Below are 12,373 nucleotides of genomic sequence, written 5' to 3'. Positions count from 1 at the left end.
TCTGAGAGCGATATGACGATTGCCTTTTATCCAGGATCCTTCGATCCGATGACCAACGGACATCTGGATGTGCTTCTCCAGGCGCTGAACGTGGCGTCAAAGGTCATTGTCGCGGTTGGCATTCATCCCGGAAAAGCGCCGATGTTCAGTTTCGAGGAACGGGCAGGGCTGATAAAGCAGGCGCTTGCGGAGCAGCTGCCGGGCGAAGCGGCGCGCATGGACGTCGTTTCCTTCGATAATCTGGTTGTCGATGCGGCCCGTCAGCATGGCGCGCGACTTCTGCTGCGCGGCCTGCGTGACGGCACCGATCTCGATTATGAAATGCAGATGGCGGGCATGAACCGCCAGATGGCGCCCGATATCCAGACCGTGTTCCTGCCCGCCGGCACCTCGTCGCGACCCATTACAGCCACATTGGTTCGGCAGATCGCCGCCATGGGCGGCAATGTCGAAGCCTTTGTGCCGAAAGCCGTGCTTGAAGCCCTTAACGCCAAGCTGAAGCGCTGACTTCAGCCTTACATTTGGAGCCAATCCGATGAAACTCGTTCGATTTGCCTTTGCCGGCGCCATGTTTGCGGGCGCGCTTGCCGCCAGCACCTTTGCGTCTGCCGCCGAACTTCTCACCGTCCAGCTTAAGGACGGCCCCGTTGTCATCGAGCTTATGCCCGACGTCGCGCCGAAGCACGTGGCGCAGATCGAGGCGCTGGCCAAGAAGGGCGCTTACGACAACGTCGCCTTCCACCGCGTCATCGACGGCTTCATGGCGCAGACCGGCGACGTGCAGTATGGCAACATGGAGAAGGGCTTCAGCGCCCAGCGCGCAGGTACTGGCGGCTCCGACCTGCCGGATATTCCGGCCGAATTCTCCAAGGTTCCGTTCACGCGCGGCGTGGTCGGCATGGCCCGTTCGCAGGATCCGAATTCCGCCAATTCGCAGTTCTTCATCATGTTTGCCGACGGTCCGTTCCTGAACGGCCAGTACACCGTGGTCGGCAAGGTCGTGTCCGGCATGGAAGCCGTGGACAAGATCAAGCGCGGGCAGGGCAGCAACGGCGAAGTTTCCAACCCCGACCGGATGATCAAGGTCACTGTCGGCAAGAAGTAAGACAGGGCAATAGAGCCCGAACAGAGGAGAATAATCATGGCCGAGATCAAGGATCCGGAAAACACCATCATCATGGAAACGACGACCGGCAAGGTCTTGATCCAGCTGCTTCCGGAAGTTGCTCCGGGCCACGTTGCCCGCATCAAGGAACTGGTATCGGAAGGTGCTTATGACGGCGTCGTTTTCCACCGCGTCATCGAAGACTTCATGGCCCAGACCGGCGACGTGAAATTCGGCAAGAAGGGTTCCGAAAGCTTCAACCCGGCCCGCGCCGGCATGGGCGGCTCCGAAAAGCCGGACCTGAAGGCAGAATTCTCCGCCATCCCGCATGTGCGCGGCACCTGCTCCATGGCCCGTTCGCAGAACCCGAACTCCGCCAACTCGCAGTTCTTCATCTGCTTCACGGATTCCCCGTGGCTCAACAAGCAGTACACCGTCTGGGGCCAGGTCATCGAGGGCATGGAAGCCATCGACAAGGTCAAGCGCGGCGAGCCGGTGAAGGACCCCGATTCGATCGTTTCGATGAAGCTCGCTTCGGCGGCTTGAGAATAGCTTATAAGGTGTTTACCCGCTCCGCAGGAAACTGCGGGGCGTTTCACATTGATGACAAGGGTGCCAACCTCTCAGCCGTCATCCTCGGTCTCCGGATCAAGCCCGAGGATGACGTCTCGTTAGACGAAGCCTTGTCACTCCCACCACCCGCCCCATTGAGGGCGGGTTTTGATATTTTCGAGAGCCCTTGCAATGCGTGTAGACCTGTTCGATTTCGACCTGCCCGAGGAGAATATCGCCCTACGCCCGGCGAACCCGCGCGACAGCGCGCGCCTGCTGGTGGTCGATCCGAATGAAAATCGCATGGAAGACCATCGCGTTTTCGACCTGCCGTCCTTCCTGCGGGCCGGCGATGCGCTCGTTTTCAACGACACCCGCGTCATTCCCGCCCAGCTTGAAGGTGTCAGGCTGCGCGAAGGCGCGCCGGAGACGGCCGTTTCGGCCACGCTGCACATGCGCGCCGATCAGTCCCGCTGGAAGGCTTTCGCGCGTCCCGGCAAGCGCATCAAGCAGGGCGACCGCATCCGTTTCGGTTATGAGCGCGATAATGCCTGCGGCCTTGCCCATCTGGAGGCCACCGTCGAGCAGAAGGGCGAGGAGGGCGAGATCACGCTGCTGTTCGACGTCTCCGGTCCCGTTCTGGACGAGGCCATTGCCTCCGTCGGCCATATTCCCCTGCCGCCCTATATCGCGGCCAAACGGCCGGAAGATGCGCAGGACCAGACCGACTACCAGACCATCTACGCCCGCGAGAAGGGCGCCGTTGCCGCGCCTACCGCCGGGCTGCATTTCACGCCTGAGCTATTTGCGACGCTCGACAAGGCCGGTATCGAGCGGCATTTCGTGACGCTTCACGTTGGGGCAGGCACCTTCCTGCCGGTCAAGGCCGATGATACCGACGATCACAAGATGCATTTCGAAATCGGCCACGTCTCGCAGGAAACAGCCGACAGGCTGAATGCGGTCAAGGCGCGGGGCGGGCGCATTGTCTGCGTGGGTACGACGTCGCTGCGTCTGATCGAAAGCGCGGCTGCGGAGGATGGCACCATTCACCCGTGGTCCGATGCGACCGGCATTTTCATCACGCCCGGTTATCGTTTCCGCGCGGTCGATATGCTGATGACCAATTTCCACCTGCCGAAATCGACGCTGTTCATGCTGGTTTCGGCTTTCTGCGGTCTCGAAACGATGCGTGACGCATATAAGCACGCCATCGAAACCGGATACCGTTTCTATTCCTATGGCGATTCCAGCCTGTTGTTCCGGAAAAACTGATGCACGACAAATTCACCTTCACCCTGAAAGCCACGAGCGGCGGCGCGCGCCTCGGCGAAGTCGCCATGCCGCGTGGCGTCATCCGCACGCCCGCCTTCATGCCCGTCGGCACTGTCGGCACCGTCAAGGCCATGTATCTTGATCAGGTGCGCGAGCTGGGGGCGGATATCATTCTTGGCAATACCTATCACCTGATGCTGCGGCCCGGCCCCGAGCGTGTCGCCCGCCTTGGCGGCCTGCATGAGCTGATCCGCTGGCCACACCCGATCCTCACCGATAGCGGCGGTTTTCAGGTGATGTCGCTGTCCGGTCTGCGCAAGCTGGATGAGAAGGGCGTGACCTTCAAGAGCCATGTGGACGGTTCGCTGCATCACATGTCACCGGAACGCTCGATCGAAATTCAGGGCCTGCTCGATTCGGACATCCAGATGCAGCTCGATGAGTGCATCGCGCTGCCGGCCGAGCGCAAGGAAATCGAGCGCGCCATGGAAATGTCGCTGCGCTGGGCCGAGCGCTGCCGCGTCGCCTTTGGCGACCAGCCCGGCAAGGCCATGTTCGGCATCGTGCAGGGCGGCGACCAGCCGGACCTGCGCATTCGCTCCGCCGAAGGGCTGAAGCAGCTCGATCTCAAGGGTTATGCGGTCGGCGGCCTTGCCGTCGGTGAGCCGCAGGATGTGATGCTTGGCATGCTCGATATTACCCTGCCGGTGCTGCCCACTGAAAAGCCGCGTTACCTGATGGGCGTCGGCACGCCTGACGATATCCTGAAATCGGTGGCGCGCGGCATCGACATGTTCGACTGCGTGATGCCGACGCGTTCCGGCCGTCATGGTCTGGCCTTCACGCGCCGCGGCAAGGTCAATATCCGTAATGCCCGCCATGCGGAGGATATGCGCCCGCTCGACGAACAGTCCAACTGCCCGGCCTCGCGCGATTACTCCCGCGCCTATCTGCATCACCTCGTACGCGCCAACGAGGCGCTGGGCGGCATGCTCCTTTCCTGGCACAATCTTGCCTATTATCAGGAGCTGATGCAGGGTATCCGCAAGTCGATCGAGGAAGGCCGTTTCGCCGATTTTTATGCGGAAACCATCGAAATGTGGGCGCGGGGCGATATAGACCCGGTTTAATGCCTCGTGACCTGTCTCCACACTCGACGTCATCCTCGGTCTCGTGCCGAGGATCTGCCGAGGTCGCTAAAGTCAACGGGTGGTAGATCCTCGGGACATCCTCGGACTTGATCCGGGAACCGGGGATGACGATGGAAAGGTATCTTTCCGACGCCCTGAAGTCTCCAGATTTACCTTCTACGGATTTTTCCTTGGCACATGCGCCTTACGTTCTTTTCCGGGATGACACGACCGGCACGGTGACAGCCTTCACCGAGCCGGAGGAAATCATCGTCGCGGATGAGCGAGAAGCGTTTTTTGCAGCGCTGAAGCGCATGGAAGAACTGCGCCGTGCCGGAAAGTATTTAGCTGGCTATATGTCTTATGAGGCCGGTTTCCTGTTCGAGCCGAAGCTTGCGCCTTTTGCGGAAGAACCGCGCAACGTGCCGTTCCTGAATTTCGGGGTCTTTTCCGGCCCGCAGCCGGATGACGGCCGCTTTGCGCGGCCTGACGAAGTTCCGGGCGCGGATGCGTTTCTTGCCGATCCGGTCCCGGGATGGACACCTCCCGAGTATCGGCGGCGTTTCGAGCTGTTGCACGACCATATACGCCGGGGCGACTGTTATCAGGGCAATCTGACCATGCCCGTCCATGCCCGCTGGAGCGGCGATCCGCTGACGGCATTCTGGTCATTGATCGAGCGCCAGCCGGTGAAATATGGCGCGCTGGTCGATCTCGGCGGCCCGGTCATCCTGTCACGCTCGCCGGAACTGTTTTTCTCGGTTGACGGGCAGGGGTTCATCGAAACCCATCCCATGAAGGGAACGACGCCGCGCGGAGCGGATGCGGAGGAGGACAGGGCGATCATCGCGGCGATGCTTGCGGATGAAAAGACGCTCGCCGAAAACCGGATGATCGTTGATCTCTTGCGCAACGATATTTCCCGCATCACCGAGGTCGGCAGCCTCGATGTGCCACGGCTTTTCGATATCGAGACCTATCCGACCGTGCACCAGATGGTCAGCCATATCAGGGCGAAACTTTTGCCTGGCATGACGGTGGAAGACATTTTCGCCGCCTTGTTTCCCTGCGGATCGGTTACCGGTGCGCCCAAAATGTGGGCGATGAAAATCCTGCGCGAACTGGAAGCGACGCCCCGCGACGCCTATTGCGGCGCCATCGGCCTCATGTCTCCTGGTGGTGAAATGCGCTTTTCGGTGGCGATCCGTACGATGACACTGTTCGATGACGGTCGCGCCGTCTTTAATGTCGGCGGCGGCATCGTCTTCGATTCCGTGGCTGAGGCGGAATATGACGAGTGCCTGCTGAAATCGAAATTCGCTGTGGGGGACAGGCTGCTGCGAGGGTGATTATCGCCCGATCATCTCAAACGCCCCATTTTCCACCAGCACTTCCTTCGCCGCCGCGTGGCTTAGAAAACCCGCGGGACTGGCGCTGGCGCCATAGGCGCCTGACTGCAGGATGGCGATGAGGTCACCGGCCTGGAGCCTCGGCAATGCCGCGTTGCGAGCCAGCGTATCGAGCGGCGTGCAGAGCGGGCCCACGATGGTTGCAGTCTCCGCGTGCTCGGCCTGCATCATGGCGGGCGCAACGATGGGATAGTTGCGCTTGACGATCTGACCGAGATTGCCCGAAGCGGCCAGGTGATGGTGCATGCCGCCATCCGTCACAACGAAGGTGGTTCCGCGCGAGGTCTTCACGGAATTGACTTCGGCCGTATAGATGCCGCCCGGACCGGCGAGGAAGCGGCCGGGCTCGACGATGACATGGGCGTCGGCGATCAGCGGATGCGCTTTCAGCAGTGCCTTCAGATCGGGGACGGCGGCTTTTACCTTCGCGAGATCGAGCGGTGCTTCGCCGGCGAAGTAGGGGATGCCGAGGCCGCCGCCGAGATCGATGGTTTCAAGCGGCTTGCCGAGCATTTCCGCCATGCGGGCGGCAATTGCGATGGCATGTCGCCATTGCCAGACAAGCATGTCCGCATCGAGAATCTGCGTGCCGCCATAGATATGGATGCCGACGAGATCGATAACGCCCGCATGCCGGAAAAGCGGCAGGATATTTTCCAGTTCTTCCTCATCGAAACCAAAAGCGGTGGCCTTGCCGCCCATACGCATGGCGCCGGCTTGCGCATCCGGCACCGGATTGATGCGGACAGAGGCCTTGACGGGTTTGCCGATTGCCTCGATGCGGGCAATTTCCTCGGCGCTTTCCACGTGGATTTCGCCGATGCCGCCCGTGATCACTTCGTGCAATTCGGCTCTGCTTTTGCCCGGCCCGGCAAAGATGATGTTTTCGGGCGCGACACCGGCCTTTATAGCGGCGCGATATTCGCCAGCGGAAGCGATTTCCGCGCCGGCGCCTTCCTGCCGGAAGAGCGCGATGATGGCGGGCAGGGGATTGGCCTTCACCGAATAATAGATATCGGCAAAACCGGAGAGCGTCGCCTGGAGATCGCGGTAGGCGCGGCGCATCGCGCCAGCATCATAGAGAAAGCATGGGGTTCCGGTTTCGGCGACGATATCGCGCACGGCAAGCCCGCCGATCACAAGATCGTTTTCACTGATATCGAATGACGCGGCCGCAAGGGCGTGACCGTGGCTCTGGGGTTTATCCGTGGGCGCCATCGTCCGTCCGTTCGCGCACAAGCGCGCGGTAGTCCACCTTGCCATTGGCGGTGACCGGCAACCGGTCGACCAGCTCGATGGCGCGCGGGATCATGAAGGGTGCGAGCATTTCAGCGGCCTTCTTCAGTGCCGCGGAAACATCGATATTTTCATTGGCGGCAGTCGCCACGGCATGCACCTTTTCCCCCGCAAAGGGGTCCGGAAGGCCGATGACGGCGACCTGCTGGAACAAGCCTGTCGACATCAGGCTTTCTTCGACTTCGGTCGGGCTGATGCGATAACCCGAAGACTTGATCATCGCATCGTTACGGGCAACGAAGCTGAAGAACCCGTCTTCGTCTTCCACCGCCAGATCGCCGGAGTAACATACGGTTTCTCCGCCCAGTGCCGCCGGAATGAAGGGATGCGGGCGCAGGACTTTCGCCGTGTCTTCCGGCCGGTTCCAGTAGCCCAGCGAAACGGTCGGGCCTCGATGCACGAGAATGCCGGGTTCGCCGGGCTTTGCCCGCTGTCCCTCGGCGGTGACGATGAATATCTCACATTCGGGAATGGCCTTGCCGATGGAGGTCGGGCGGCGATCGATTTCATCCGGCGGCAGGAAGGTGGAGCGGAAGGCTTCGGTCAGGCCGTACATCAGGTAGATTTTCGTGTCCGGCAGCTTTTCGCGCAGCGCCTTCACAGTTTCCTGCGGCACGCGCCCGCCAGAATTGGTGATGTAACGCAGATGCGGAAGCGGCGTCCTGGCAAGCGACGGCGCCGCCCTCGTCAGGATCGCCCAGACTGTCGGCACCCCGGCAAGCCCGGTCACGGCATTGTCGCGCAGGTCGCGGACGATGTCGTCACCGAGCCTAAAGGTGGAGATGATTGTTGTCGCGCCCTGTTCCACTGCCGTCAGCAGCTGGTTGAGGCCATAGTCAAAGCTGAGGGGCAGAAGGGAAAGAATGCGATCCTTGCCGGTAATCTCCAGATAGGTGCGCACGATGCGCGCGCCGGCCAGGAGATTGCGATGCGACAGCATCACGCCCTTGGGTGAGCCGGTAGAACCGGATGTATAGAGGATCGCCGCGAGGTCTTCGCCGATTGCCGCCGGGCTTTTGACTGACGTCTTGCTGCCTTCGGCGATATCGTTCGCCAGAAGCACGCGGACACCGGCCAGACCTTCCAGCGCCGCGCTCAGCTCGTCGCGCATGGTCGCATTGCTGATGACAAGTTCTGCGCCGCAATCCACGATGATATGGCGTATCTGCTGCGCCTTCAGCAGCGCATTGACCGGCACGAAGACGCATCCGGCCATGCTGACGCCGAAGATCGCCCAGCATTCTTCCGTGCCTCGCGGCAGAAAAATGACGACCCGGTCGCCGCGTTGCGCCCCAGCCTGCTGCAAGGCAGCCGCGCATCGTTCCGCCGCTTCGGCAAATTGCCGGTAGCTCAGGGATGTGTCTTTATAAACGATCGCCTGCCCGTCGCTTGCCGCGCGCGCGCCCAGCAGGTGGTGCAGCAGGAAAGGAGGTGTCATCTCCTCCGTTCCCTGAGGACGAAGGCGACGAGATCGGCGGGCGTGCCAAGGTTGTCGGGGGTGAAATGTTCGTCATCGAGAATGATGCCGAAGCCTTCACCGAGAAAGATCATCAGCTCCAGGAAGCCGAGCGAATCGATGACGCCTCCCTCGAGAAGCGGCGTGTCGGCCGAAAAAGGTGCATAGGCAGGGAAACGATCCGAAAGATAGGAGTGAATGGTATCAGCAATCTCTATTTCGCTCGTTTTTGCTGCAAGCATGTTCATTCCCGCTCTCCCCGCATATTTTCCATGGCTCCCGCCCCGGAACCCCGTTTATCTGTAAAGGCCAGGTTTCGGTCAGGACAACCCTAGCACCACTAAAATACCTAGGGTGGCAATAACACCAACTCTGAGTATGTTTCGTTAATAAATTGTGGGTTCCATGCGCCTTTTACTTGTATCGGCGCAGATTTATGTGCAGCGAAGCCGCCCGCGTTTCGTTCACCCTCGAGTGCAGCCATTGTCATGGCAAATCTGCCGTGGCGGAGGAGATGGCGGGCAATCGCGGAAATGTGTCTTTGTACGATTGCGCGGTCCTCGCAATAGATGAGGCGCGCGGAGGGCGCCCTTTTGGTCGACGTTTTCAGAAAGACCAGCGGGTAATGACGGCCATCCGCCTGCATGATGGCGACGATGCAGCCGAGGCGCGCGTGATCTTCAAGCATCTCACGCGTCTCGCTGGTCAGCGTACCGGGTTGAGCGGAGGCAAGCGTTATGAGGCGGGCGCTCGAGCGGCGCAACGCCTTCAGCGGCAGGGGATAAAAAAGCGTGCAGTCCGTCACCGTGTGAAAGCCCAGCCTCTCATTCAGCCTGCAGGCTTCGGCCGAGGGGGTGAGGTCGGTGAAGACCTCATCCTCTGAAGACGACGCCATTTGCAGCATGCGCGGCGCGAACCATCTGCAAGCCGGCTCGACATACCAGCTGGACAGATTGACGACGACAGTGCCGGTTTCCGGCAGGCGGCTTTTGATTGTCAGCAATACACCGGCGGCGGCGTCACCTTTCATCAGCAATTGCCCGACCGGACCGAGTTGCCGGCGTTCGTGATGTTCGGCGATCAGCGCAAGCCCGCGGGACCAGAAGGCCTCGCTCTTTTCAGGGAAACCTTTCGTCAGAAGACTGATGGCGGCGGCGCGGTTTCCGTTATCGATCGATACGATTTTCAGGGGCGCTCTCCGCTGTCTGGCGTCACTCGGCCTGAGGAAGAGATTTTTCAACCCCACCGCGCGTTATGGGATTACAACGATAGATTTACCGTCCCGTTAATCGCGCTGGCTGCAAGGCCGAAGGCGCGATCACATTTGCATGAATGGGCAGGCGCGCGTGCTGCGCGCCTGCTGACGTTGCTGGCCGATCAGTACACGACGACGCCGCGGATGCTTTCGCCCCTGTGCATCAGGTCGAAGCCCTTGTTGATGTCTTCGAGCGGCATGGTGTGGGTGATCATCGGGTCGATCTGGATCTTGCCTTCCATGTACCAGTCGACGATCTTCGGCACATCCGTGCGGCCGCGCGCGCCGCCGAATGCAGTGCCCATCCAGTTGCGGCCGGTGACGAGCTGGAACGGACGCGTGGAGATTTCCTGGCCCGCACCCGCAACGCCGATGATGACAGACTTGCCCCAGCCGCGATGGGAGGCTTCCAGCGCCTGGCGCATGACCCTGGTATTGCCAGTGCAGTCGAAGGTGTAATCCGCGCCGCCGATTAGGTCGCCGTTGCGTTTCGTCATGTTGACGAGGTAGGGCACGATATCGTCGCCGACTTCCTTCGGGTTGACGAAGTGGGTCATGCCGAATTTTTCGCCCCAGGCCTTGCGGTCCGGGTTGATGTCGACACCGATGATCATGTCAGCGCCGGCAAGACGCAGGCCCTGCAGCACGTTGAGGCCGATGCCGCCGAGACCGAAGACGATGGCGGTGGAGCCGATTTCGACCTTGGCGGTGTTGATGACCGCACCGATGCCCGTGGTTACACCGCAGCCGATGTAGCAGACCTTGTCGAAGGGGGCGTCCGGGTTGATCTTGGCGACGGCGATTTCCGGCAGAACCGTGTAGTTCGAGAAGGTCGAGCAGCCCATGTAATGATGGATCTTGTCCTTGCCGATCGAGAACCGCGAGGTGCCGTCCGGCATCACGCCCTGGCCCTGCGTGGCGCGGATGGAGGTGCAGAGATTGGTCTTGCGAGAGGTGCACGAATAGCACTCGCGGCATTCCGGCGTGTAGAGCGGAATGACATGATCGCCCTTCTTGACCGAGGTGACGCCCGGTCCGACATCCACGACGATGCCGGCGCCTTCATGGCCGAGAATGGCCGGAAACAGGCCTTCCGGATCGGCGCCGGAAAGGGTGAAGTCATCGGTGTGGCAGATGCCGGTCGCCTTGACCTCGATCAGCACTTCGCCGGCCCGGGGACCTTCGAGCTGAACGGTCATGACCTCGAGCGGTTTTCCTGCCTGAATGGCAACGGCGGCGCGGACGTCCATATCTTATCTCCTGGCATTGTCTTGTGATCGGATGGGGCTGTTTTGCCCGAGCTTGGCTGGAGGGACAAGGGGCAAGCCCAAGTTTGTGTTTTCGCAGGTGGCCGTGAATTGAAACCCCGCGCTGCCTTCAAGCGGTCATGTGCTTTTACAGATACTCGCTAATTTATTAATAAATAAATTAAGCATATGAATTTGCTTCATATTTTTGAGTTCCGGTTGAGTTTTGATTTACGGTTTGCGTGTTAATTGACCCCTGTATTTTCAGTGGTCAGGCGAGGTTGCTCGAAAAGCAGCCCGGCCGGTGACCGACGAGCAATTTTCAAGCGACCGGTGCGAGCCGGGTATTTTTAAACGTCGCAGAAAGCCAGGCCTGCCGCTTTTCATAGCGCGCCTTTCCCATGGCGATGAGCGACATGAGACGGTGTTTTGATGACGAGCAGGTGGGTAAAAAAAGCAGCATGGAAAAGCGGGCCGTATTCGTCGCTCCTCAAGGATCGCGCGGGCGCCTTCGCCATTATGACCGCGCTCTTGCTGCCGATGTTCATCATTTTGTTGGGGCTGCTTTTCGAGGGTGGTCGAGCGCTCGCTTATTACAACCAGTCAAAGCGCGTCATAGCGATGGCGTGCGAAAGAGCCACAAAGCCGACGCGCACCTACACGTTGCTTGACAGCGTCAGGCGCGAGAACGTGGCCGCGGCCTTCGATGCCATGATTCAATCCACCAAGCAGAAGGTTCTCTCGCGCGAGGTGAACGTGGACTGGACCGAGACGGACATCAACGCCGAGTTCAGCTACCGTCTGATTTTCTCGGAGATGTTCAATCTCGATGAGCTGAAATATCGCCTCAAGGAGTCGTGCGAAGGCATCCCGCCTTACCCTGAGGACGATGCGGTCATTATTGACAACATGTTCGAGAGCAACGCTCTCGGCGTCGAGCGGATTTTGAAAAACGGCGTCACCAAGGAAACACCCGGCGGTTGCTGGGGTGTCTATCCCTATTCTGAAATTGGATGGGATGGTGGCACCGGGCCCGGTGTCGAGTTGCAGGACTGGAGCAGCCCCTGCTGCCGCCGTAACCACAATTGGCAGGGTTATCCGGCCGGAATGCAGAGCAAGAAACTCAACGAGGCCCCTACCGCCAATGACAAAGCCTGCACTCTGAAGGAAGTCGATAAGGCAAAGACCACCGACAAGATCGAAATCGAAAAGAAGGTGGGCACCGAGCTCTCATTGCCAACCCGTTATGTCATGGAACTCGACAGCGACTGGGGGCCGCCTGCGCCCGGCAAGAAAAAAAATAACGAAGCCAATAGCTCGATCTACAAGGATGTCGAGCTTCACCCCGGAATATATAAGATCATGGTTTGGTATAATGGGCGCCGGGCCGTCGAGGACGTGGAAAAAACCAACGGAATCAAGATCTCGCTCCAACAGCGCCTTCCTGACCTGAAACCCCAGCGGCCGGTGTGGGAGTTGACCCAGGATAAAAACAGTATTGCCTGGACGCCGAAGGAGTACAGTTTCAGGGTCAAAGCCTACTCCATCTATCGGGTGACTATCGAGGCTACCGGACTGAGCGACAGTTTCGGCGGCATCATCACGGGCTTCCGGCTCATCTATGTGGATCGAGTGGAAGAAGACTGAG

At 60.0% G+C, this 12,373-nt stretch carries 12 protein-coding genes; 7 read left to right on the top strand and 5 right to left on the bottom strand.

Annotated elements, in window-relative coordinates; all coding sequences use genetic code 11:
* Nucleotides 1-12: 12 nt before the first annotated feature.
* The 6 genes from coaD to BTN45_RS06990 all read left to right on the top strand — a co-directional run bounded on the left by coaD (nt 13) and on the right by BTN45_RS06990 (nt 5,411).
* Nucleotides 13-507 (top strand): pantetheine-phosphate adenylyltransferase, encoded by a 495-nt coding sequence (coaD, locus tag BTN45_RS07015; RefSeq protein ID WP_004442098.1) that lies wholly within the window; start codon nt 13-15, stop codon nt 505-507.
* A 28-nt stretch (nt 508-535) separates the two neighbouring features.
* Nucleotides 536-1,105, top strand: a complete 570-nt coding sequence (locus BTN45_RS07010) for a peptidylprolyl isomerase (RefSeq protein WP_004442095.1) — start codon at nt 536-538, stop codon at nt 1,103-1,105.
* 36 nt (nt 1,106-1,141) lie between these two features.
* Nucleotides 1,142-1,651: a peptidylprolyl isomerase gene (locus BTN45_RS07005; RefSeq protein WP_037093468.1), complete on the top strand. Its 510-nt coding sequence runs from the start codon at nt 1,142-1,144 to the stop codon at nt 1,649-1,651.
* 198 nt (nt 1,652-1,849) lie between these two features.
* The gene (gene queA / locus BTN45_RS07000; protein ID WP_207589530.1) at nt 1,850-2,932 is read left to right on the top strand and encodes a tRNA preQ1(34) S-adenosylmethionine ribosyltransferase-isomerase QueA; all 1,083 of its coding nucleotides are present in this window, start codon (nt 1,850-1,852) and stop codon (nt 2,930-2,932) included.
* Nucleotides 2,932-4,062, top strand: coding sequence for a tRNA guanosine(34) transglycosylase Tgt (gene tgt / locus BTN45_RS06995; protein ID WP_004442089.1), 1,131 nt, complete (start codon nt 2,932-2,934; stop codon nt 4,060-4,062). Before queA ends, tgt begins: the two co-directional genes overlap by 1 nt.
* A 191-nt stretch (nt 4,063-4,253) precedes the next feature.
* On the top strand, nt 4,254-5,411 hold the full coding sequence (locus BTN45_RS06990) for an aminodeoxychorismate synthase component I (protein ID WP_207589528.1): 1,158 nt from the start codon (nt 4,254-4,256) through the stop codon (nt 5,409-5,411).
* On the opposite strand, the gene BTN45_RS06985 is transcribed toward BTN45_RS06990, so the two are convergent.
* The 5 genes from BTN45_RS06985 to BTN45_RS06965 all read right to left on the bottom strand — a co-directional run bounded on the left by BTN45_RS06985 (nt 5,412) and on the right by BTN45_RS06965 (nt 10,728).
* Nucleotides 5,412-6,689, bottom strand: a complete 1,278-nt coding sequence (locus BTN45_RS06985; RefSeq protein WP_207589526.1) for a type III PLP-dependent enzyme — start codon at nt 6,687-6,689, stop codon at nt 5,412-5,414. It abuts the gene before it with no gap.
* Nucleotides 6,673-8,205, bottom strand: coding sequence for an AMP-binding protein (locus BTN45_RS06980; protein WP_207589524.1), 1,533 nt, complete (start codon nt 8,203-8,205; stop codon nt 6,673-6,675). The genes BTN45_RS06985 and BTN45_RS06980 overlap by 17 nt, the downstream gene beginning before the upstream one ends.
* Nucleotides 8,202-8,465, bottom strand: coding sequence for an acyl carrier protein (locus tag BTN45_RS06975; protein WP_034499138.1), 264 nt, complete (start codon nt 8,463-8,465; stop codon nt 8,202-8,204). Before BTN45_RS06975 ends, BTN45_RS06980 begins: the two co-directional genes overlap by 4 nt.
* Before the next feature lie 107 nt (nt 8,466-8,572).
* A complete protein-coding gene (locus tag BTN45_RS06970; RefSeq protein WP_348649828.1) occupies nt 8,573-9,463 on the bottom strand; it encodes a hypothetical protein in 891 nt (296 codons plus the stop codon).
* A 137-nt stretch (nt 9,464-9,600) separates the two neighbouring features.
* Nucleotides 9,601-10,728: an S-(hydroxymethyl)glutathione dehydrogenase/class III alcohol dehydrogenase gene (locus BTN45_RS06965; RefSeq protein WP_022556250.1), complete on the bottom strand. Its 1,128-nt coding sequence runs from the start codon at nt 10,726-10,728 to the stop codon at nt 9,601-9,603.
* Between the two features lie 429 nt (nt 10,729-11,157).
* Between BTN45_RS06965 and BTN45_RS06960 the strand changes: the two genes are divergently transcribed.
* Complete coding sequence (locus BTN45_RS06960) at nt 11,158-12,372, top strand: TadE/TadG family type IV pilus assembly protein (protein WP_207589522.1); 1,215 nt, start codon at nt 11,158-11,160, stop codon at nt 12,370-12,372.
* Nucleotide 12,373: the final 1 nt, after the last annotated feature.

Origin of the sequence: Rhizobium sp. ZX09 (genome assembly GCF_017357485.1) — a bacterium.
In the GTDB taxonomy this organism is placed as follows: Bacteria; Pseudomonadota; Alphaproteobacteria; order Rhizobiales; family Rhizobiaceae; genus Agrobacterium; species Agrobacterium pusense.
The sequence above is the reverse complement of the archived record's forward strand: the minus strand, read 5'-3'. Positions and strand labels throughout refer to the sequence as shown.

Bases quoted from the DNA above. Each gene is read 5' to 3' on its own strand.
- coaD (WP_004442098.1), top strand. From the start codon at position 13: ATGACGATTGCCTTTTATCCAGGATCCTTCGATCCGATGACCAACGGA.
- BTN45_RS07010 (WP_004442095.1), top strand. From the start codon at position 536: ATGAAACTCGTTCGATTTGCCTTTGCCGGCGCCATGTTTGCGGGCGCG.
- BTN45_RS07005 (WP_037093468.1), top strand. From the start codon at position 1,142: ATGGCCGAGATCAAGGATCCGGAAAACACCATCATCATGGAAACGACG.
- queA (WP_207589530.1), top strand. From the start codon at position 1,850: ATGCGTGTAGACCTGTTCGATTTCGACCTGCCCGAGGAGAATATCGCC.
- tgt (WP_004442089.1), top strand. From the start codon at position 2,932: ATGCACGACAAATTCACCTTCACCCTGAAAGCCACGAGCGGCGGCGCG.
- BTN45_RS06985 (WP_207589526.1), bottom strand. From the start codon at position 6,689: ATGGCGCCCACGGATAAACCCCAGAGCCACGGTCACGCCCTTGCGGCC.
- BTN45_RS06980 (WP_207589524.1), bottom strand. From the start codon at position 8,205: ATGACACCTCCTTTCCTGCTGCACCACCTGCTGGGCGCGCGCGCGGCA.
- BTN45_RS06975 (WP_034499138.1), bottom strand. From the start codon at position 8,465: ATGCTTGCAGCAAAAACGAGCGAAATAGAGATTGCTGATACCATTCAC.
- BTN45_RS06965 (WP_022556250.1), bottom strand. From the start codon at position 10,728: ATGGACGTCCGCGCCGCCGTTGCCATTCAGGCAGGAAAACCGCTCGAG.
- BTN45_RS06960 (WP_207589522.1), top strand. From the start codon at position 11,158: ATGACGAGCAGGTGGGTAAAAAAAGCAGCATGGAAAAGCGGGCCGTAT.